Consider the following 20,864-nt stretch of genomic DNA (forward strand, 5'->3'; position numbering starts at 1 on the left):
CATTAATTTTTTTCAATCAAGGAGGTTTATTGTTGGATCACAATTGTATTTCTATCCTTTTTAGCCTCATACAGTGCAATATCTGCTTTGCTATAAAAATCTTCAAAAGCATCATTTTCATCCGGTATACTGCTATATATTCCAGCTGAAATAGTTAATAATTCTGATACTTTAGATTTTTCGTGTTTCAAACCAGCTTTTAATATTTCATCTTGAAGCTCGCGCAATTTCAACTCTTGAATGTCTGAATCTGTATTTACCATTAAAATTGCAAATTCTTCACCGCCAATTCTATAACAAGAATCTCCTGTACGCTTAAAGGTCTGCTTTATTAATTTAGATATTTGTTTTAAGCATTTATCACCTTGAGGATGCCCATATGAATCGTTAAACTCTTTAAAATAGTCAATATCTATAATTGCCAAACTGAGTGATATTTTTTGTCTAGCATTTCTTTTGATTTCTGCATTTAAATTTTGTTTAAATTGGCCATGATTTAACAAACCGGTTAATGAATCTCGCGTTGATAATTTCTTTGCTTTTTCTACATAAAGTTTAAGTTCCCCTAAGGCATCTTCCATATCTCCTAACTCATCATTTTTATGAACTTCAATTTGTATTTCTACATCACCTTGAGATAACTTAAGTATTTTTTTTCTAATTTTAGTTAACCGGATTAACAGACTTTTATTTACAAATATCCAAATTGATACAAAAGACAGGCTAATACTTAAAATAATTAACATTAAAAATACATAGTTGATATTACTTACTGTATTTAATGTATCTTGCTTTTTTGACTCCATAATCGATTGTAATTTTATACTTAAATTATCGGAGGTTGTTTCAATTTCTGACACAGTTTGACTTTGCTGTGAAACAATCGAATCTAGTACACCTCCTAAACGAAGCACATCATATCTCACCTTAAAAATAGAGTTTTCTCCTGAGTATACGGCGGTAACTTTTGCAAGCCAAGAATTAGCAAATTTTTTATATTTGTATTGTGATTTTCCTGAGCTAGCCATTTGATTAAAAATACTGACAGCTTTAACTCTTAATGCATTTATTTCACTTATATTGCGGCTATTATTAACAGTGTCGAATATTTCAATCAATTTAGTACTATTTTTGTAAAACTGATATGCATAAGTTACTTCAGACTTTTCGCTTTTAGTTACGGTTTTATAAACTGTTTTTTTCGCGTATCGCTCCATTTCTGTTAATAACGTTTTTTGGCTATATGTAGTCAAGTCTTTGATTGTTTCTACAAATTTTTCACTTTGTTTATCTGCGGACCTTTTTAATAAAATTTGCCTTTTAAATTGAGGTGTAAACTCTTTATATAATGCAATATTATTTAATTTAATCTGTAATGAAATGCGTTCTTTGTCTGGGATAGTTTCATTGAGAATTGTGATAATTAAATGTTCTATTTTACTCCAATGAATAATGATTTGATCTATATTTTTTATGACCATAGCATCATCTTGATTCGATACTATTTGCTCTAAGTTAACCAAGATATCTTTACTTAAAACTGATAAATTAGAATTTTTTTTCATTACCGGCAAAGTATTATTAATCACATCTTCATAGGAATTACTGACGATTGTGACCAAAGTATTCGCCGTGAAAATACTTACTAATGTTAATATTAAACTCAATAAAAAAGAAAAATTAAGTTGGTTTTTAATCTTAGTACGGAACATTAGTGTAAAACCATGGCTTTTTCACCGATTTCATTTTGGGCTTGCAATATTTTATCCATTAGTTGTTCTACACCTTTGTTTATTGATATTTTTTCATGTGATATTAAATATGTGTAATGCTGTAGCAAGGCATAAATTGTGCCCATGGCTGTACTCATATAATGGCCATGAGATTTAATCTCTCCAGACCAAGCCATACTAGCTTGAAATGTCGACTTGTAAGCAAAAAACTGTGGCGAGTATTTATTTAACTTATTTGTAAGTTCTAAATTCACATCTTTACGAGTTGAATTGCCACCACCAAATGCATAATTCATTTGGCCTTTTTTAGATGTCATAAACCGGATAAACCAAAAAGCGGCTTCAGGATTTTTACTATCGTATGCGACAGAAAATGCATATGCGCCATGATAAGGCTTACCACCTGGGGAACCATATATGGCAAATTTTTGAGTCGAGTCATTTTCATTAACTTCTGATGATTTTACCCATAAATTATTATAAGCAAATGGCCACATTGCGACCTTGCCACTAGATAAAGCATTGGCAGCTTCGAGATAAGCAAAAGATTCATTAGCGGGAAGTGCATAACTTTTTAATTTTAAATAATAATGAGCTGTTTCATATAATAAGTCGAAAGTTTTAGGTAAATTAAAATTGATAAGTTTGTCGTTGTTATAATTAGGTTTAAACCAATAACCTCCTTTTGCCCATAAGATTGATGACCACTCATCATTAATATGAGGCTTATTACCGGACATCAAAGCGATACCATAAAAATTTTCTTTTAATGGTTTTCCTTTTAGTAAATCACCTTTTTGTCGAGTAAAAAACGCTGCAATATCTTGAAGTTGTTCTAATGTTTTAGGGGGAGTTAAAGGATAATTAAAACGCTTATAAAAAGAGTTTTGTTCTATCTCATTTTCAAAAAGATCTGCTCTATAATGATTACCCATTACATACGTATTGTAGGGCACGCTATATAAAACATCTTTATAGCTTAATATTTCAACGAGTGAAGGAAAAAATGGTGCAAGAAAGTTATTCCAACCTTTTTTTATAGGATCAAATTTATCTGCTAGTGTATTTAATGGTCTTGTATAACCTTTTGCGGCCCATTCTTTGGCCCAACCAGCCTCTAATGTCATAACATCATACTTGCCACTGGCATTTTCCAGACTGTTAACTTGAATTGCTAACATATCGGCTAACTCTAATTCTATAACATTAACTTTTACACCGGTTATTTTAGTAAATTCAGGCGCTAAGTTATTTTTGACATAATTAGTCCAGTGACCTTTTTCTAGTACAACGTTAATAGATTGTTTATTCGAGATGTTTGGTAAATTAGACTCTATCGCATACGCTAATGCGTTAGTAAAAACAAACAGTAAACTAATGAAGGTTTTAATAGCACAGTGCATAGAAACCACAAAATAAAGGGTTATTTATATCTAAGATTAGCAAAAGCCGCCATTTAAAGAAATAAATACCTCCATAGAGGTTAATTAAATTTGTATACCTACAAATTTATAGCTTTCACTTTCTGTGTAAATTAACAGGTCAAAATAACTTTGGTTGGCTAATGTATAAAACGTAACTATTGCCTTATCACTTTGTGTATCAGAAATTAAATGATAGCTACCCCAACTTGTTACTTGAGATGTAAACGAGCGAGATAAAAAGCTGCCATTATCAAAGTTCAACGTAAATTGTTCATGTGTTCCGTTAAACTCTAATACCCTATCATTAATTTTATATGTTTCATTTAATGTTGAATTTGCAGGTCTTTGGGCAGTTCTGCTTTGATCAAGTTTAAAGTTAAGTTTTTTTATAGCATTTATGCAAGTACTACCAGCGTCTTGAGTATTTTTACATTGATATTGGTATTGAATATCATTAAACGAGCCTATTACTGGGATCCATGTATCTAGTGCACTATCTTTATGAACTGCATCAGTTTTAGAGTTTGAATAAATTGAAATGACTTTAGTCAGGCCATGTATAGCCTCTAAGCGAGAGTATGCAATGGCAGTGGAATCTGAAACAATTAAAGCATTATTACTATTGTTTTGCTCAAGGTAGAAACCGTTTGCTATTTTTTTTGAATTTATTTCTACAGGGGGTGTGTCTGAGCTACCGCCACATCCAAAACAGAAAATGAAAATTGCAGTAAAACACATACGAAATGACATAAATAAGCTCCTTTTATTTTAGAGCTTATTCTAGCGTGATTTAAGAGACGCTTCTAACTAAATTTTCACTTTATTATTGTTATCTCGGCTGCCTCGAATCACATCATCACCTAGAGCGATGTTATCTGACTTAGCCATACGATCGTATAAGACAACATTTACGGTTGCAGCAAGATTCATGCAACCTTGGATTTAGAAATATATATAACTAGATTTTAACCTTGTTATTGTTATCTCGGCAGCCTCGAATAACATCATCACCTAGAGCGATGTTATCTGATTTAGCCATACGATCGTATAAGACAACATTTACGGTTGCAGCAAGATTCATGCAACCTTGGATTTAGAAATAAATATAACTAGATTTTAACCTTGTTATTGTTATCTCGACTGCCTCGAATCACATCATCACCTAGAGCGATGTTATCTGATTTAGCCATACGATCATAGAAGACAACATTTACGGTTGCAGCAAGATTCATGCAACCTTGGATTTAGAAATATATATAACTAGATTTTAACCTTGTTATTGTTATCTCGACTGCCTCGAATAACATCATCACCTAGAGCGATGTTATCTGATTTAGCCATACGATCATATAAGACAACATTTACGGTTGCAGCAAGATTCATGCAACCTTGGATTTAGAAATATATATAACTAGATTTTAACCTTGTTATTGTTATCTCGACTGCCTCGAATAACATCATTACCTAGAGCGATGTTATCTAATTTAGCCATACGATCATATAAGACAACATTTACGGTTGCAGCAAGATTCATGCAACCTTGGATTTAGAAATATATATAACTAGATTTTAACCTTGTTATTGTTATCTCGACTGCCTCGAATAACATCATCACCTAGAGCGATGTTATCTGACTTAGCCATACGATCGTATAAGACAACATTTACAGTTGCAGCAAGATTCATGCAACCTTGAGTCGGAATATAAATAACGTCTTCACACCAAGCTAATACTTCTTTATTTAATGAACCATCTTCAGGTCCAAAAATATAAAAAGCACTTTTTGGATGTGTATAAGTTGTTAAAGGTTTAGCACCCTCAATTAGCTCTATTGCCACAGGTGTTGCACCTAATGGAATTACTTTTTTTAAGTCTTCTGCGCCAATTAAAGGAATATCTTGATGTACTTTTTTTGTATCGGTGACAAACTTTTTAGCATGTTCATATCGATTGCCAGTATAAAATACCGAGTTAGCACCATAACACCCTGCTGCTCTCATCACAGCACCAACATTGCTTGGACTTTTAGGGTTAAATAAACCTAAACAGGCGAATCCATCTTTTTTCATGTAAATCTCTTTTTAATAATCTTTATACTAATACCGTTTCCGTTAATGAAGTAGTCATTCAGCGGGAGTTCAAAGCTTTTTAGGCAAGGCATTGGTTGCAGCTAATGGTTATTCCCTTATCAAAACCAATAACGCAGTATAAATCGCTTTGAAACCCGCCTAAAAGGAGCTTTGAGGATTTACACTTCGTTGTTATGACAGCTCTAAAGGGAGTAACCATTACTTCACTGACATGCCTAGAATTGTAAAACCCCACAAGCTCTGAGTGATAACTTAATTATCGGAATTGGTATAAAACTAATCGCAATCGTGCTTTGGCCAATCAGATATGTAATCTTCGAAATCTTCTAAAGCAACTTCGTTATCTTTTACGACTTTATCTACCACGCTAATATTGGCATCATGCATCGCTTGTTTGCTACCATTATTGAGCAAAGGATGCCAACTTGCTAAACCTCTACCTTCATAAAGCCGTCTATAACTACAGCTTTGAGGCATGAAAAATATATCTTTCACATTTTCTTTCGTTAATTGAACGCATGAGGGCACATATTGTGTCCTTTTTTCATATTCAGTACAGTAACATGATTTTGTATCTAGATATTGGCAAACAATGTTGGTAAAGATTAACTCTTCTCCTTCTCTGAGAGAGTCAGTCGGCTCAAAATCATCTTCATCATCACTATCTATAAAACTATTTAGACAGCACTTTCCACATCCATCACAAATCGCTTCCCATTGTTCATTATTCATTTGCTCAAGGGATATGTTCAGCCAAAATTGAGACTCAATTAAACTTTTATTCATAATAGATTCTATTAACCATGTAATTTACTTAGTTAAATCGTTCGCCCCATTTTCATTTCTAAATTTTTCTAACAAGTTTACCCTTGGTGGTGGTATTTGTAAGTAATAACCTTGGTCAGCTAAGTTTTGTTTTACTTTTTTGATATCTGCACCCGCTAAACTTTCACGATTACCTATATTGATTAACATAACAAAAACAGGCTTACCAAAAGTATTTAATAACGCCTCTGGTACCTTTGAAAAATCATCTCTTTTTTCAACAAAAAGATATGTGTCAACTTTACGTGTGCTTTTATATATAGCAGATAACATTTGGTGCCTATAGAACTTGCTTAACGGTGGCGCGCATTATAACATGTCATAACAAGAAAGTGAGGCGTTTTGCAATCAGAACGCTGATAAAGAATAATTAAAAAGCGCCTATGTCGGAACAAATTTTTGAACTTAAAGGGAATCTTTTCACGTTATCTGTTTTAAACTTGTATAAAAATGACTTACAAGCTTTAAGCAAGCAACTTGATGAGAAAATATCACAAGCACCTAAATTCTTTTATGGTGCTCCCATAGTGATCAATCTAAAGTCTATTTCAGAACAAAAAGTTGACTTTAATGAGCTCAAACAAATCTTAACTGGGTTACAACTTAATCCGGTTGGTGTTTGTAATGGCAGTGATGCGCAAAATATATTAGCTAAAGAAAGTATGTTATCAGTTTTAAACTACTCTCAAGATGTCAAACCTCAAGCTAAACCACCGGCTAATTCAGCGCTCAATACATCGATTGTTGAAAAAGAAGTCTATTTGCCTGCTCAAGTTATTAACTCAACGGTAAGGTCTGGTCAGCAAGTTTATGCTAAAGATCGAGATTTAATTATTTTAGGTGCCGTGAGTCATGGTGCTGAAGTGATAGCTGATGGTAACATTCATATTTACGGGGCTTTACGAGGCCGTGCAATCGCTGGCGCAAAAGGTAATACGGATGCAGCTATATTTTGTCAAAGGTTAGAGGCTGAACTTGTCTCAATTGATGGCAATTATTGGATCAGTGATTCTCTTCAAGGAGAATTATGGGGCAAGTCAGCAGCTATAAATTACAAAAACGATTCGTTAGAAATTACAGCATTGGTTAAAGGATAAATATCATGTCAAAAGTGATTGTTGTTACATCAGGAAAAGGTGGTGTTGGTAAAACAACATCTAGTGCTGCTATCGGTACCGGCTTAGCACTTAAAGGTTATAAAACCGTTATCGTGGATTTTGATATTGGCTTAAGAAACCTTGATTTAATTATGGGGTGTGAACGCCGTGTTGTATACGATTTTGTAAATGTTATTAACGGTGAAGCTAACCTTAATCAAGCGCTTATTAAAGATAAACGCGTTGAAAAGTTATCTATTTTGCCAGCATCTCAAACCCGAGACAAAGACGCTTTAACTAAAGATGGTGTTGAACGCGTATTAAACGAATTAAAGCAAGAATTTGACTTTGTAATTTGTGATTCTCCAGCAGGTATTGAAGCGGGTGCTATGATGGCGCTTTATTTCGCTGATGAAGCAATAGTAACAACTAATCCAGAAGTATCTTCAGTACGTGATTCAGACCGTATTTTAGGCATTTTACATAGTAAATCTAAACGTGCAGAAGAAGGCTTAGATAGCGTTAAAGAACATTTATTATTAACACGTTATAACCCTGAGCGCGTTGAAAAAGGTGAAATGTTATCTGTTGAAGATGTACAAGATATTTTAGCGATAGACTTATTAGGGGTTATTCCTGAATCACCATCAGTATTGAGTGCCTCCAATTCTGGCCAACCTGTTATTTTAGATACTGAATCAGATGCCGGTAAAGCGTATCAAGATGCGATTGATAGATTACTAGGTGAAGATATTGATTATCGATTCTTACAAGTACGTAAGAAAGGATTACTAAAAAGAATCTTTGGAGGTTAAAATGTCATTATTAAGCTATTTCCGCTCACCAAAAGTTAAAACGGCTTCTTTAGCTAAAGAACGATTACAAATTATTGTTGCCCATGAAAGATCGCAACGTGGTACACCAGATTATTTACCACAACTAAAAAAAGATATTTTAGAAGTGATCCGTAAATATGTTGAAATATCTTCAGATCAAGTTTCAGTACAACTTGAACAAAATGCAGATGATTTAGCAGTTTTAGAATTAAATGTAACCTTACCTGAAGAAAAGTAAATTTAAAGCTAAAGTACAAAAAAGGGCTTCACAGCCCTTTTTTGTAATACTAATTTTATTCAGCTAGTGATCTAATATAAATTAAGTCCTTATTCCCACTCAATTAACTTACCTTGTAATATTTTATATCTCCAACAACTTAATAAATCAGGCAGTAGTTTCTTCTTTTTTTGCTCATCATCACACTTCCAAGTCCAACTGATTAATTGATTAATTTGTTTTTTACTTGAAATGATCTCTGTTGGTATACCTTGCTCTTTGGCAACTGCATCAATTCTTTGTTTAATTGATTTTACTTCTGCTTTATAGCTAGGGTAATCAACTAATCGTACTACTTTTTGAGGATGTTGTTCTTTTGAAATTGATTTTGCTTTTTCTATGCAAAGCAAAATTTCTTTTCCGGATTTATTCACTTCCATAGCTTCTATGCCAGGGATTTTTCTTAAAGCCGTAATGCTTGCAGGCTTAGCTTTGGCTATCTCTATCATATTATGCTCTTTTAATATGAAACCTAAGGCAAGATTTTTTATTCTTGCTTTATCACGACGCCAAGTTGCCAGTTCTTTTAAGACAGCTAAATCAAATGAGTTTAGCTGCCATGCATTTTTAATATCTAAATATAAATTCTCATCAGGTATTTGATACTGGCGTTTTTTTGCCATTAAAGCACTTTCACTTAAAACGATATCTAACCAGTTATTTTCATCTATTTGTTTTTTTATGATTTCAAAACAAGGTAAAAGATGAATTACATCACCAGCAGCATAATCAAGTTGTCGCTGTGTTAAAGGTCTTTGTAACCAATTAGTGCGAGATTCACTTTTATCAATTTCTAATGACAGTAACTTATTAACCATCATCGCAAAACCAACACTGTTGCCAAATCCTAAAATCCCCATGGCAAATTGGGTATCAAAGAGTGGTTTAGGCACACAATTTCCATGTCGCATAAACACTTCTAAATCTTCTGATGGTGAGTGTAATACTTTTAAAACTGACTCATCAGTTAATATTTTCCAAAAGCTTGATAGTTCAAGATCACAACAAGGATCAATTAAAGCAAGGTGGTTACCATCATATACTTGGATGAGGGCAAGTTCAGGAAACAAAGTACGACGGCGCATAAATTCAGTATCTATGGCTAAGATTTTACTTTCTTTAATTGCTTCTAAGTAAGTATTTAAGTGATCTTGTGTTTTAATATACTGAGTTTCTAGGCATAAAGAATGCAATTGATTATCCTAATAGCTATAAAAAAACCGGCTTAGCCGGTTTTTTAAAAATATAAAATTTAACTGGCTTCTTTTAAAGCGCGCCTTAAAATTTTACCAACATTTGTTTTAGGAAGTTCATCTTTGAACTCTACAAATTTTGGTACTTTATAATTTGTTAAATTTTTACGACAATGTTTGATTATATCTTTTTCTGTTAATAAAGGGTCTTTTTTAACAACAAAAATTTTGACCTGTTCACCACTTACTTCATGTGGTACACCCACAGCGGCAACTTCCAGAATACCCTCATGCATTGCGACCACTTCTTCAATTTCATTCGGGTAAACATTAAAACCTGAAACTATAATCATATCTTTTTTACGATCTACGATGAAAAAGAAACCTTCTTCATCACATTTTGCTACATCACCCGTCGCAAACCAACCATCAGTCATGCACTTAGCTGTTTCATCATCTCTATTAAAGTAACCTTTCATAACTTGAGGGCCTTTAACCCACAACTCACCAGATTCGCCAACAGGCATATCTTTACCATCATCTCCAACAATTCGTAATAGCGTGCTTGGTGCAGGTAAACCGATAGAACCGTTATAGCTTTCTAAATCGTACGGACTAATAGTCACTAATGGCGCACATTCTGTTAAACCATAACCTTCCATTAATTTGCTGTTTGTTACTTTCTCCCAACGCTCTGCAACAGGCCTTTGTACAGCCATACCGCCACCAAGAGAGAATTTTAAAGTGCTAAAATCTAAATCGCTAAAGCCAGGCGTATTAAGTAAACCATTAAACAATGTATTTACACCTGTAATGGCAGTAAATTTATTATTTGATAAGTCTTTTACAAAAGCTTTCATATCTCTAGGGTTAGTGATTAATAAATTTAAACCGCCATATTTCATAAAAGTAAGGCAGTTAGCTGTCAAAGCAAAAATATGATAAAGCGGTAAAGCAGTAACAACTACCTCTTTACCTTTAACTAAAATTTTATCCAAACAACCTGATACTTGTTCTAAATTAGCAACCATATTGCCGTGTGTTAATATCGCGCCTTTAGAAACACCTGTAGTACCGCCTGTATATTGTAAAAATGCATAGTCATCATGAACTAAATGCGGTTTTTTGTAGTTATTTACATCGCCCTGAGATAATACATCAGTAAAATTAATTGTATTAGGCAAATTAAACGGCTTAACCATCTTTTTAACGTGTTTAACTACAAAGTTGACAAGATGCTTTTTAACACCACCACACATATCACCAACTTGAGTCAGTACAATATTTTTGATCTCAGTTTGAGGTAAAGCTTGCTCTAGGGTATTGGCAAAATTTTGTAATAAAATAATAGTTTGTGTTTGAGAGTCATTTAATTGATGTGCCAATTCTCTCACCGTATAAAGAGGATTAACATTAACAACAACACAACCCGCTCTTAATGTGCCTAAGATTGCGATTGGTGTTTGTAATAGGTTTGGCATCATCACGGCGACTTTGTCACCTTTTTGTAAACCTAATTCATTTTGTAGATATGAAGCAAACTTTTTAGTTTCATTATCAATTTCTTCATATGTTAATTGTTTACCCATATTTGAGAATGCAGGTAAATTGGCATATTCTTTAAAGCTACGTTCAAATAGCTCAAGTAGTGAGTCATAGTGATTTGGATCTATTTCTTCAGGCATGCCTTCTGGGTACCTATTTAGCCAGATTTTTTCCACTTGTTGCTCCCGTTCTTATAATTTATTTTTATATACCAGTAGTTTAATTTAATAAATCTCGGTATTTTGTTTGCGCTTACTTTAACCTTAATTCAACTAAGGTCATTTAACAACTGAGTAAATACTCTAATCAAGAGAGTATCATCACATATTTAAAATAAAGATACAAATGTAAGCTGAAATCTTTATTTTTCACTTTATAAACTCTCTGATTATGCTTGCGACCTTTTGTGGGTTTTGCATATGACAATGATGACCACCTTTTACCGTTTCAACACTTAACTCACTGTAATATTTAGAGTATATTTTTATAGAATGTTTTATTTGTTCATAACCTTGTTCGGCTACTATTAGTTTTGTGGCCGCCTTTACCTGTTTAGTAGCCATGATTGCTTGTGCTTCATTGAATCGAAAACCAGAATGATGTTTTAATTTTGGATCAATTCGTAATTTTATTCCTAATTCTGTATTTTCACTGTTTCTTTTCATTAATAATGCACAGTGTTCATATTCTAAGTCACTCACAGCCATACGTACTTTTATTAATGAATTTAAATCTTTATATACTCTAGATGCCTTTTTATCATTTTTGTCAGCGCTTTGCCCGCGATTGAGAATTGCAGTCCTCAATTGGCTGACAACATCTTCATCTGGTGTTGTTACTAGGCCAATGCCTTCAATTAAAACAACCGAACGTACAAGTTCAGGGAAGCAGGCTGCAAATAGTGTTGCCGTCATAGCCCCCATAGAATGGCCTAGGATATGTACAGGAGTTGAATAATTTTCTGAAATGACTTGGTAAATATCATCTATATAATCAACAAAATAATAATGTGCTTGGTTATTTCTCCATTGAGAATGTCCGTGCCCAGGAAAATCAAATGCCAACCAATTATACCGAGGTAATAAATGCATTAATGGATAAAAACTTGCCAGATTATCCTGCCATCCATGTAATGCGACAATATTTAAATTATCAGCTTTATGATCATTAACCACGCCGGCTATTTTAGGCTCAGCTGAGCGCGCAGTTATATTTTTTAAATTATAATTGTGCATGGCTTCCTTTTATATACGCATTATCTTTTTCTACTTTCATCGCAATAAGTACCAATAGTCTTATTATTCTGTTATGAATATGCGCATCAAAAAAATACAAATTAATCAAAATGAAAAAATCACTTATTATAGTTTCTACAGCACTGACTGTTACAGCATGTGCTCAGTTAGATAACGCTCCTGAAAAACAATTCCCTAAGAATATTATTTATATGATAGGTGATGGTATGGGACCCGCTTATACAACCGCCTACAGATATTATAATGATGATATCAATACACAAGAAATTGAAAAAACTGTTTTTGATACAATATTAACAGGCACTGCTCGTACATATCCTGATGATGATACCTATGTTACTGATAGTGCTGCAAGTGCAACTGCGTTAAGTAGCGGAATTAAAAGTTATAATGGTGCAATTGCCGTTGATAGTGACAAGAAACCGGTAAAAACGATGCTTGAGCTGGCAAAAGAGAAAAATATGCTCACAGCACTTGTAGTCACTTCTCAAATCAATCATGCAACACCAGCGAGCTTTACAGCTCATAACGAAAGTCGCAGAAATTACGACGAAATCGCAAATGATTATATTGATAATAAAATAAATGGAAAATTGCCTGTCGACCTTATGTTTGGTGGCGGCACTGATTACTTTATTCGTGAAGATAGAAACTTAGTAAATGAGTTTGTAGATAATAACTATCAATATGTCGATACTTTAAAAAATATCAATAATATAACGCAGATTCCAGCTATTGGATTATTTAATAAAATAGGACTGCCTTACGCAATAGATGCAACTAAAAATCATCTAGAGGTAATGACAGATAAAGCATTAAAATTAATCGACAATCAATCTGATAAAGGATTTTTCATGATGATTGAAGGCAGTCAAATTGATTGGTGTGGTCATAATAATGATATCACCTGTGCGATGGCAGAAATGCACGATTTTGCTAATTCAATTGAAATTGCTAAACAGTACGTTGATAACAACCCAGATACTATTTTAGTAGTAACAGCAGATCACTCAACGGGTGGACTAACTATCGGTGCAAATCATAAATATAAATGGGAAGCTCAGAAAGTTAAAGACTTTAAAGTGAGCGCAAGAAAACTCAGTAAAAAACTTTTCAAAAACTCAAACCTAAACCAAGAGTGGAATAAATATTCAAGTACACCATTATCAGATCACGAAGCAACATCTCTTAACACAGCAAAAAGTTCAGATGAAGCAAGCTTATTTATCGCAGTAAAAGAAGTGATTAATGCTAGAACTTATACAGGCTGGACTACAAATGGCCATACAGCCATGGATGTACAAGTATTTTCTTACGGTAAAGGCGCAGAACACTTTACTGGCAATCTAAACAATACCGATATCGCAAAGCAATTAATCAAATTTATTAAAGGTTAATCCATAGATATTAAAAAGGCAGAATGCGTATCTCAATCTGCCTTTTTAAGTCACTGTCTTGTCCTGAAATGTGTAAACACATTTCAGGACAAGACACCTTTATTTTATATTGCCTCTTTGCACACTCACCTCTTTAGCAACCGGTGCAAAGTGTGGTCTCGCATGCCATTTAGGTTTAATAGGCGTTAAAGGAGTGACTCTTTTACGGGCCACCAGCATATAAACACTGCCCATGGGTTTTAAATATTGTTGGCAAAAGTTTTGCCATGGACCAAACCGTGATAAACGACTACCCCTCGCTAATGAAGAATATATAAAACGTTCGTCTTTTATTACTTCAAAACCTAATAAGTTCAGCCAATCTTTAACTCTTGCAGGCGTAAAAAAACGACCACTCCAAGGTAATTTTTGTCGACTAAATGGCAAAAGCCTCGCCATGCCACATAAACTAAATGGATTAAATCCCGTTAAAATAATATAACCACCAGGGAGTAATACTCTTTGTGTTTCGCGTAAGATATGATGCGGATCGCTGTAGTATTCTAAACAGTGACTCAGTAAGCAGCCATCAACAGAATGTGCCATAAAAGGTAATTCATCTACTTCAGCTAAGACTCCCGCACGATTACACTCTGGAGCGACACAAATTTGATGTTTTATACAACAGGCCTGCGTATTTAACTGCCCACTTAAATCACCTAATTTCAAAAAATGATAGCCAAACACTCTAGGTAGCCACTGAGATATTTTCTTTTCTATTTCTTGTTGTAAATAATCCCCATGAGGGAAGTCCTGCCAATTTTGTGGTTTTGGTGCGTCTTGAAAACTTAATGCCGGTTTCAATGATGTGTCTCCCGATATTATTTATAGAAATTTAACGCTAGATGAGACTTTAACTTATCTGATATATTGTAATAATTAAAGCAGGTTAAATAAAAAATCGATACTATATGTTGAATATATACCCAATTCATGCATTTTCAGATAATTATATCTGGGCAATTACTAAAGATGACTCTAAGTCAGTGTATGTTGTAGATCCTGGTCAATCAGAACCCGTACTCAACTATATCAGTGATAACAACCTTGTGCTTAAAGGCATATTAATTACCCATCATCATTGGGACCACACTGATGGCGTTAAAAAATTAAAACAACTTTATCCTGACATTATAATATACGGCCCACAAAATAGTGTTTTTAATGATTCAGATATCACATTAAAACAAGATGATTTAATTAATATTTTAGGTCAGTCATTTAATATATTATCAACACCTGGGCATACGTTAGATCATATCTGTTATTATAATGAAGATACATTATTTTGTGGTGATACCCTCTTTAGCGCTGGATGTGGCAGACTATTTGAAGGCACACCCAAGCAAATGTTTGATTCACTAACTAAGATTGCGCAATTAAATAAAAACACTAAAGTCTACTGTACTCATGAGTATACGTTAGCTAATGTCGAATTTGCGCAAGAAGTAGACCCTCAAAACTTAGTACTTAAAGATTACAAAAACATTATTGAGATAAAAAGAGAAAATAAAATTGTCACTCTGCCTTCTACGATTGAACAAGAATTGAAAATCAATCCATATTTAAAAAGTTTAGACAACAAAAATTGTTTCTCGATCCCAGATGAATATAAAATATCGGCTAATAAACCTGAATCAAATTTAGCTAACATTCGGTCATATAAAGATAATTTCTAATTTGAAAATTTGATTAACTGAGCAAACTAACACACAACCCCTGCGTCCCCATATGAATACTTGAGCCACACAGATAGAAAAGGTACTATCTGTGTAATTTTGTATCCTTCATAAAAATTTAATAAAACTATAAAATGAATAAACCACATATTATTGGTTTTGCAGCGCTTATGCTAGCGGGCTGTCAAATCACAGATACTGATAACAGTCAGTTAATCCAAGTACAACAGCCTGCCAAACATGCAACAGCACAACCTAATGATGTTGTAGATGCTTTAACGCTATTAGCGCTTCAGGGCGACAATTCTGCAGAAGTTGAACTTGAGCCTACTCCGATATTTGATGACGTGTGGGAGCGAATTAATTATCAGCTATCAATACCTGTGCCACAAAACCGTGCAGTTGTTACAGAAAGAAATTATTATGCGAAACATCAAAGATATTTAGATAGGATCTCAACACGCGGTGCACCTTATCTATATTACATAGTTGAAGAAGTAGAAAAAAGGCAAATGCCTATTGAACTTGCCTTACTACCCATTGTAGAAAGTGCATTTGATCCTTTTGGCTACTCTCATAGAAGTGCTTCCGGTATCTGGCAATTTATGCCAGTGACAGGCGAGCGTTTTGATTTAAAACAAAACTGGTGGTATGACGGCCGTAGAGACATAGTGCAATCTACACGCGCAGCATTAGATTATTTATCATATCTTCATAAAACATTAGAAGGTGATTGGTTAAATGCAATTGCTGCATATAACTCAGGTGAAGGACGCGTATCGAGAGCAATAAAGAAAAATCGTAAAAAGCATTTACCAACCGATTTTTGGTCTTTAGATTTACCGGCAGAAACAACCGCCTATGTGCCAAAACTATTAGCTTTGGCAGATCTACTTAAAAATCAAAAAGAATTTAATGTTACTTGGAAAAAAATTGTCAACGCACAAGTCATTGACAGTGTTGATATTGGTTCACAAATTGATTTAGCACTTGCAGCACAAATGGCTGACATTAACATTACAGAGCTATATCGCTTGAACCCAGCATTTAATCGTTGGGCAACAGATCCTGATGGACCTCATAGCTTATTACTACCAATAGACAAAATTGAAGGGTTCACCAAAAGTTTAGCTAAAACAAGCTTAAAAGATCGCATCAGATGGCAAAGATATCAAGTTCAAAAAGGTGATAGTTTATCTGTAATCGCTAATAAGTTTAGTACCAGTACTGATTCGATAAAAACTTTAAATAAGTTAGATTCAAATATGATCAGACTAGGGCAACAATTGTTTGTGCCACTAAGTAATGGTCAAATTGATAATAAAAACTTATCTAGGCAGATGAAACTCGCCTCTAAAGGCTCAGCTAAGAAAACTCAAGAAAAAAGCACTTATATTGTACGTAAAGGCGATACACTCTGGGACATCAGTCATTCGCAAGGCGTTACAATTCAACAGCTAAGCAAATGGAATAAATTAAAAACCAGCGCCATGATAAAGCCAGGGCAAAAGCTATTAGTTTATAAAAATAAAACGCCTAAAAGTGGATTAAAAACGGTTAATAGAACAATTACGTACAAAGTAAGAAGCGGTGATTCGCTTGCAAGAATAGCCAATAAATTTAATGTTTCAATTTCTGAAATCATTAAATGGAATAAAATTAGTAAAAATAAATACTTGCAGCCAGGTCAAAAACTCAAGTTACTTGTGGATGTTAAAAAGACCTAAATTTCGCTTTAGAGGTTTCAACATGGATGTTGAAACTTTAAGCATAAGTATCAATTCCTATTAAACTTTGTACTTCATTTCTACGTTCTTGATGGGCTAATGCATTATATGCGGCAATTGCATTGCTTGTTTTATGATCAGGCTGATCATAAATGGTGCTAGACTTTTCATTTTTCAAATTCGTTTCAAATACTTTTATCGCTTCCTTACTATTGATATAACTTGTATTTGTTTCATTCGAATTTTTTGTATCGGCAATACGCTGAGCAAACAATGTTTGCTCAGCTTGGTTTTTAGCCGCATTACTATCTAGTTGTACGCTTAGTGGCTTAGCGTATACTAAACCATCCAACCCAGTACTGAACCCATTTATGATAGACATTTAAACCTAATTTTTAATGATTTTAACATTATTATTTTAGTATTAATCCAAACTGCAATAAGTTCGAAAAACTACTCTTTCCCTGGCAATTTTTGCCAAGTTACCGTATCACGCACATACATAGGTTGTGCTTGTGATGCACTGACACATTCACCTTTTCCATGTAACTGGGTTGCAATTTTCAACATATACTTCGCATTAGGTAAAATAATATCAGTTAAAAATTTTATATTATCAGCTTGGTGTAAACTTGAATAAGTTTCAAAGCCAGTGCCTACCGCAACAGCCTCTTCACTGTCTAATGTTAATAGCTCGGGCTTTATAACAATTTCTTTATCTATCAGTGTGGCTATGCCATCTTCGTCTGCACGGTAATGTGCAAAATAAACCTCAGACATACGAGCATCTATCGCTGCATATACATTTTTAGCACCCGTTTCATCAATTGCTTGTTGCGCCATCGTTTGTAACGTTGAAATGCCAATAACAGGGATATTTGCTGAAAATGCTAAGCCTTGTGTAATGGCAACACTGATCCTAACACCCGTAAAACTTCCTGGTCCACGGCCAAAAGCAATGACATCCAGATCTTTTAGTTTTATATTATCTTCTGTTAGTAAAGACTCAACCAATGGTAATATTTTTTGACTGTGTTCTTGCGGGCATACTTCAAAATGGCTCACGCTCACATTATTACTATCTGCTGATATTGCAGCTGAAAGTGATTCAGTTGCCGCATCTAGAGCGAGTATTTTTAAACTCATTAATTTATTCTCACTTTAATCTTAATTCTGTATAAATAACATTCTAATTTGGGATCTGAGCTAAAAACTCAGCTGCTTTATTTAAATCTCTTGTACGTGTCATTTTAGGTAAACTAGCAAGAAAAGTCTCTCCATAATGCTTAGTTACCAATCTATTATCACAAATAACTAATACGCCTTTATCAGTATGGTCTCTAATTAACCTGCCCACACCTTGTTTTAATGTGATCACAGCTTGAGGTAGCTGAATTTTTGCAAAAGGGTCTTGCCCTACCTGTTTACATGCTTTCATTTTGGCTTGTAATAAAGGATCATCTGGCGCGATAAACGGCAGCTTATCAATAATAACACAACTTAGCGTACTACCTCTAACATCAACCCCTTCCCAAAAAGAAGCTGTACCTAGCAAAACAGAATTGCCATGATGTACAAATTTTTCAAGCAAAATGCGTTTTGACGTTTGGCCTTGAACTAAAATAGGATATGGCACTGAAGATGCAATACCTTGTGCCACTAACTCCATCATTCTATAGCTAGTAAACAAAATAAAACAACGCCCTTTTGCGGCTTCAATTAAGTGTTTTGAAACCTTTACTAAAGCATGTGCCATATCCTGCGAGTTAACTTCAGGTAAATACCTTGGTAAACAAAGCAGTGCTTGTTTTTGATAATCAAATGGACTTTGTACAATTAAACTTTGCTTGGGTTGTAAACCTAAAGAGGCGTTAAAGTGTGATAATGACTCATCTACAGATAAAGTCGCTGATGTAAAAACCCATGACGAATCTAATTTATTCATTAAAGCATTGAACTTTTCAGCAACATCAAGCGGAGTAATATTAATACTGACATGCATTCGGGTTGTTTCAAACCAATAACTCAGGCCTTTATCACTGGTATCAAACATCAGCTCCAATAACGCTTTAAATGCAATACAGCGCTCAAAACAATGTTCTATTTTTGTGCTTCTTTCAAGCGCAAGTTTGATCACTTGATATAAGAAAGTAATATCATTAATAATGCGTTCTGCGGCAAATTTAACGCCTGAATGTTTTAATATCTGGCACCAATCACCTCTGCCAGAACCAATCGGAAATTCAAGCCTAAAGTCTTTTAAACTTGACTCTAACTTATCAATCGCTTTACCTAATTGGATCATATCAAATAATTCAGAACGGTATATTAAACGTAAATCTTTTATAAGTGCTAACAAAGCACGAGTACTGACACTTTGACCAAAGTAATTACTGGCAATTTCTGATAACTGATGTGCTTCATCAAAAATATAACCATCGGCTTGCGGCATTAATTCTGCAAACCCACTGTCTTTAACCGACATATCAGCAAAAAACAAATGATGATTAACAACAATTACATCGGCTTCCATCGCTTTCATACGTGCTTTTTTAATATAACAATCTTCATAATCAGGACATGTTTGCCCTAGACAGTTATCAGATGTTGAAGTGACATAAGGCAGCACTTTTGCCCCTTCTTCGATGCCAATACAATCTGCCATATCTCCTGATTGTGTATCACTCGCAAATTTTGCAACCATGGCAAGTTGATGTAGTACATCAGGATCATCTGTTGGCACATGAGAAATATGCTGATTTAGCCTCATTGGGCATAAATAATTCGCCCTACCTTTTAATAAAGCTGTTTTTTTACCAACTTTTAATGCAGATAATACATTGGGCAAGTCTCTATGATAGAGCTGTTCTTGTAAGGCTTTAGTACCAGTAGATATAATAATTTTTGTAATTGATTGTGGATTTTCATGCATTAACGCAGGTACTAGATAAGCAAATGTTTTACCTATACCCGTCCCTGCTTCAATTACTAGCTGAGATTTATCTTTGAGTGTACTTTCGATAGCACAGGCCATTTCAATTTGTGCATCTCGGGGCTTATAACCATCAACTTTGGATGATAAAGGACCATCTTTAGCAAAAAATGATGATACCTTACTAAGTTTTTTTGACATGAAATTATCCAAATTGATTTGAAGTCATATTTTACATTTTTTCTGTTCAATATCAGATAAAAATGATTAATTTAGATAATTAAATCACGTGACATCTCTTTTATGGTAAATTTACTTATGCCCAAGTATCAAGTTTATTACCCGTTTCCCCCTTATTCGACTTATTTGCTTCTTGTTTATCTTCCACAAGATCAGAATCATAAGCATTCACGGCTTTATTTTGATCATTAAGAAACTTTATTTTTGCGTCTTTAATACCTGCAACATAAATCAAACGTTTATTTAATGGTTCAATATGTGCAATCCTAGGTAAAAACGGCAGTAAATTATCCATATATGCCTCAATAATTACATTTTATATAACCTTATTATCGGCTGGAATAACATATTCTTTAAATGTCATAAAAAAACACTTGTATACAATTACGTTCCATGTTTTTATATAAACACTTTAAAAAGGAAATATTTATTCAATATTATCCTTAACCTAAATTAAATTGGAAAAATTATGCTTTTAATAAACCTGAACATTATTCACCATCATCATATGAACGAATAGCCTTTCAGGTTTTCGCTGGAAGGGTATTCCTAAAAGGAACCCGAGGCGAATAAA

General features: G+C 33.9%; 20 protein-coding genes and 5 pseudogenes. 6 read left to right on the plus strand and 19 right to left on the minus strand.

All coding sequences use genetic code 11. The features are described from left to right. Positions 1 to 26: 26 nt before the first annotated feature. From KO527_RS14750 to KO527_RS14790, 11 genes and pseudogenes are all read right to left on the minus strand, one after another. Complete coding sequence (locus KO527_RS14750) at positions 27 to 1,565, minus strand: GGDEF domain-containing protein (RefSeq protein ID WP_216041048.1); 1,539 nt, start codon at positions 1,563 to 1,565, stop codon at positions 27 to 29. Positions 1,566 to 1,711: 146 nt separating this feature from the next. Further along, positions 1,712 to 3,136: an extracellular solute-binding protein gene (locus KO527_RS14755; protein WP_216041049.1), complete on the minus strand. Its 1,425-nt coding sequence runs from the start codon at positions 3,134 to 3,136 to the stop codon at positions 1,712 to 1,714. A gap of 84 nt (positions 3,137 to 3,220) precedes the next feature. Beyond that, a complete protein-coding gene (locus KO527_RS14760) occupies positions 3,221 to 3,907 on the minus strand; it encodes a hypothetical protein (protein WP_216041050.1) in 687 nt (228 codons plus the stop codon). 57 nt (positions 3,908 to 3,964) lie between these two features. Further along, a pseudogene (locus KO527_RS14765) lies at positions 3,965 to 4,093 on the minus strand (TrmH family RNA methyltransferase); the annotation flags it as partial. A gap of 22 nt (positions 4,094 to 4,115) precedes the next feature. Then, positions 4,116 to 4,244: pseudogene (locus KO527_RS25975) on the minus strand (TrmH family RNA methyltransferase); the annotation flags it as partial. Positions 4,245 to 4,266: 22 nt separating this feature from the next. After that, a pseudogene (locus tag KO527_RS25980) lies at positions 4,267 to 4,395 on the minus strand (TrmH family RNA methyltransferase); the annotation flags it as partial. 22 nt (positions 4,396 to 4,417) lie between these two features. Beyond that, positions 4,418 to 4,546, minus strand: a pseudogene (locus KO527_RS14770) (TrmH family RNA methyltransferase); the annotation flags it as partial. A gap of 22 nt (positions 4,547 to 4,568) precedes the next feature. Continuing rightward, positions 4,569 to 4,697 (minus strand): annotated as a pseudogene (locus tag KO527_RS14775) (TrmH family RNA methyltransferase); the annotation flags it as partial. Positions 4,698 to 4,719: 22 nt separating this feature from the next. Then, positions 4,720 to 5,226 (minus strand): RNA methyltransferase, encoded by a 507-nt coding sequence (locus tag KO527_RS14780; protein ID WP_216041051.1) that lies wholly within the window; start codon positions 5,224 to 5,226, stop codon positions 4,720 to 4,722. A gap of 297 nt (positions 5,227 to 5,523) precedes the next feature. After that, on the minus strand, positions 5,524 to 6,036 hold the full coding sequence (locus KO527_RS14785; protein ID WP_216041181.1) for a YcgN family cysteine cluster protein: 513 nt from the start codon (positions 6,034 to 6,036) through the stop codon (positions 5,524 to 5,526). A 21-nt stretch (positions 6,037 to 6,057) separates the two neighbouring features. Next, a complete protein-coding gene (locus KO527_RS14790) occupies positions 6,058 to 6,345 on the minus strand; it encodes a YcgL domain-containing protein (protein WP_216041052.1) in 288 nt (95 codons plus the stop codon). 110 nt (positions 6,346 to 6,455) lie between these two features. On the opposite strand from KO527_RS14790, the gene minC reads away from it, so the two are divergent. Genes minC through minE form a run of 3 tightly spaced genes read left to right on the plus strand, consistent with a single transcriptional unit; the run spans position 6,456 to position 8,243 of the window. Further along, a complete protein-coding gene (minC, locus tag KO527_RS14795) occupies positions 6,456 to 7,169 on the plus strand; it encodes a septum site-determining protein MinC (protein WP_216041053.1) in 714 nt (237 codons plus the stop codon). A gap of 5 nt (positions 7,170 to 7,174) precedes the next feature. Further along, entirely contained in the window at positions 7,175 to 7,984 is an 810-nt protein-coding gene (gene minD, locus KO527_RS14800) for a septum site-determining protein MinD (protein ID WP_216041054.1), read from the plus strand. Position 7,985: 1 nt separating this feature from the next. Further along, positions 7,986 to 8,243, plus strand: coding sequence for a cell division topological specificity factor MinE (gene minE / locus KO527_RS14805; protein WP_042149299.1), 258 nt, complete (start codon positions 7,986 to 7,988; stop codon positions 8,241 to 8,243). Positions 8,244 to 8,332: 89 nt separating this feature from the next. Here the strand turns inward: minE and rnd are convergent, their stop codons facing one another. From rnd to KO527_RS14820, 3 genes are all read right to left on the minus strand, one after another. Then, a complete protein-coding gene (gene rnd, locus KO527_RS14810) occupies positions 8,333 to 9,475 on the minus strand; it encodes a ribonuclease D (protein WP_216041055.1) in 1,143 nt (380 codons plus the stop codon). Positions 9,476 to 9,534: 59 nt separating this feature from the next. Then, complete coding sequence (locus tag KO527_RS14815) at positions 9,535 to 11,196, minus strand: AMP-binding protein (protein WP_216041056.1); 1,662 nt, start codon at positions 11,194 to 11,196, stop codon at positions 9,535 to 9,537. A gap of 192 nt (positions 11,197 to 11,388) precedes the next feature. After that, positions 11,389 to 12,255 carry an alpha/beta hydrolase gene (locus KO527_RS14820; protein ID WP_216041057.1) on the minus strand — a complete coding sequence of 289 codons (867 nt, stop codon included), beginning with the start codon at positions 12,253 to 12,255 and terminating at the stop codon, positions 11,389 to 11,391. A 110-nt stretch (positions 12,256 to 12,365) separates the two neighbouring features. Here KO527_RS14820 and KO527_RS14825 point away from each other — a divergent pair, with 110 nt between their 5' ends. Beyond that, positions 12,366 to 13,673: an alkaline phosphatase gene (locus KO527_RS14825; protein WP_216041058.1), complete on the plus strand. Its 1,308-nt coding sequence runs from the start codon at positions 12,366 to 12,368 to the stop codon at positions 13,671 to 13,673. A gap of 99 nt (positions 13,674 to 13,772) precedes the next feature. Here KO527_RS14825 and KO527_RS14830 read toward each other — a convergent pair whose 3' ends face one another. Continuing rightward, on the minus strand, positions 13,773 to 14,516 hold the full coding sequence (locus tag KO527_RS14830) for a methyltransferase domain-containing protein (RefSeq protein ID WP_216041059.1): 744 nt from the start codon (positions 14,514 to 14,516) through the stop codon (positions 13,773 to 13,775). Between the two features lie 107 nt (positions 14,517 to 14,623). On the opposite strand from KO527_RS14830, the gene gloB reads away from it, so the two are divergent. Both gloB and KO527_RS14840 read left to right on the plus strand, forming a co-directional pair. Continuing rightward, positions 14,624 to 15,391: a hydroxyacylglutathione hydrolase gene (gloB, locus tag KO527_RS14835; RefSeq protein ID WP_216041060.1), complete on the plus strand. Its 768-nt coding sequence runs from the start codon at positions 14,624 to 14,626 to the stop codon at positions 15,389 to 15,391. Positions 15,392 to 15,525: 134 nt separating this feature from the next. Next, positions 15,526 to 17,118 (plus strand): LysM peptidoglycan-binding domain-containing protein, encoded by a 1,593-nt coding sequence (locus KO527_RS14840; RefSeq protein ID WP_216041061.1) that lies wholly within the window; start codon positions 15,526 to 15,528, stop codon positions 17,116 to 17,118. Between the two features lie 37 nt (positions 17,119 to 17,155). On the opposite strand, the gene KO527_RS14845 is transcribed toward KO527_RS14840, so the two are convergent. From KO527_RS14845 to KO527_RS14860, 4 genes are all read right to left on the minus strand, one after another. After that, positions 17,156 to 17,500 (minus strand): hypothetical protein, encoded by a 345-nt coding sequence (locus KO527_RS14845; RefSeq protein WP_216041062.1) that lies wholly within the window; start codon positions 17,498 to 17,500, stop codon positions 17,156 to 17,158. A 71-nt stretch (positions 17,501 to 17,571) separates the two neighbouring features. Next, complete coding sequence (gene tsaB, locus KO527_RS14850) at positions 17,572 to 18,264, minus strand: tRNA (adenosine(37)-N6)-threonylcarbamoyltransferase complex dimerization subunit type 1 TsaB (protein ID WP_216041063.1); 693 nt, start codon at positions 18,262 to 18,264, stop codon at positions 17,572 to 17,574. Positions 18,265 to 18,307: 43 nt separating this feature from the next. After that, entirely contained in the window at positions 18,308 to 20,251 is a 1,944-nt protein-coding gene (locus tag KO527_RS14855) for an ATP-dependent DNA helicase (protein ID WP_216041064.1), read from the minus strand. A gap of 115 nt (positions 20,252 to 20,366) precedes the next feature. Next, a complete protein-coding gene (locus tag KO527_RS14860) occupies positions 20,367 to 20,585 on the minus strand; it encodes a hypothetical protein (protein WP_216041065.1) in 219 nt (72 codons plus the stop codon). Positions 20,586 to 20,864: the final 279 nt, after the last annotated feature.

The sequence above is a fragment of the Pseudoalteromonas sp. C2R02 genome, assembly GCF_018860845.1.
In the GTDB taxonomy this organism is placed as follows: Bacteria; Pseudomonadota; Gammaproteobacteria; order Enterobacterales; family Alteromonadaceae; genus Pseudoalteromonas.

What these genes read in the sequence shown, in the direction of transcription:
- minC (WP_216041053.1), top strand. Translation starts at nt 6,456, where the DNA reads ATGTCGGAACAAATTTTTGAACTTAAAGGGAATCTTTTCACGTTATCT.
- KO527_RS14860 (WP_216041065.1), bottom strand. Translation starts at nt 20,585, where the DNA reads ATGGATAATTTACTGCCGTTTTTACCTAGGATTGCACATATTGAACCA.
- KO527_RS14755 (WP_216041049.1), bottom strand. Translation starts at nt 3,136, where the DNA reads ATGCACTGTGCTATTAAAACCTTCATTAGTTTACTGTTTGTTTTTACT.
- KO527_RS14845 (WP_216041062.1), bottom strand. Translation starts at nt 17,500, where the DNA reads ATGTCTATCATAAATGGGTTCAGTACTGGGTTGGATGGTTTAGTATAC.
- KO527_RS14855 (WP_216041064.1), bottom strand. Translation starts at nt 20,251, where the DNA reads ATGTCAAAAAAACTTAGTAAGGTATCATCATTTTTTGCTAAAGATGGT.
- KO527_RS14750 (WP_216041048.1), bottom strand. Translation starts at nt 1,565, where the DNA reads ATGAAAAAAAATTCTAATTTATCAGTTTTAAGTAAAGATATCTTGGTT.
- KO527_RS14790 (WP_216041052.1), bottom strand. Translation starts at nt 6,345, where the DNA reads ATGTTATCTGCTATATATAAAAGCACACGTAAAGTTGACACATATCTT.
- tsaB (WP_216041063.1), bottom strand. Translation starts at nt 18,264, where the DNA reads ATGAGTTTAAAAATACTCGCTCTAGATGCGGCAACTGAATCACTTTCA.
- KO527_RS14780 (WP_216041051.1), bottom strand. Translation starts at nt 5,226, where the DNA reads ATGAAAAAAGATGGATTCGCCTGTTTAGGTTTATTTAACCCTAAAAGT.
- KO527_RS14825 (WP_216041058.1), top strand. Translation starts at nt 12,366, where the DNA reads ATGAAAAAATCACTTATTATAGTTTCTACAGCACTGACTGTTACAGCA.
- minE (WP_042149299.1), top strand. Translation starts at nt 7,986, where the DNA reads ATGTCATTATTAAGCTATTTCCGCTCACCAAAAGTTAAAACGGCTTCT.
- gloB (WP_216041060.1), top strand. Translation starts at nt 14,624, where the DNA reads ATGTTGAATATATACCCAATTCATGCATTTTCAGATAATTATATCTGG.
- KO527_RS14820 (WP_216041057.1), bottom strand. Translation starts at nt 12,255, where the DNA reads ATGCACAATTATAATTTAAAAAATATAACTGCGCGCTCAGCTGAGCCT.
- KO527_RS14760 (WP_216041050.1), bottom strand. Translation starts at nt 3,907, where the DNA reads ATGTCATTTCGTATGTGTTTTACTGCAATTTTCATTTTCTGTTTTGGA.
- minD (WP_216041054.1), top strand. Translation starts at nt 7,175, where the DNA reads ATGTCAAAAGTGATTGTTGTTACATCAGGAAAAGGTGGTGTTGGTAAA.
- KO527_RS14840 (WP_216041061.1), top strand. Translation starts at nt 15,526, where the DNA reads ATGAATAAACCACATATTATTGGTTTTGCAGCGCTTATGCTAGCGGGC.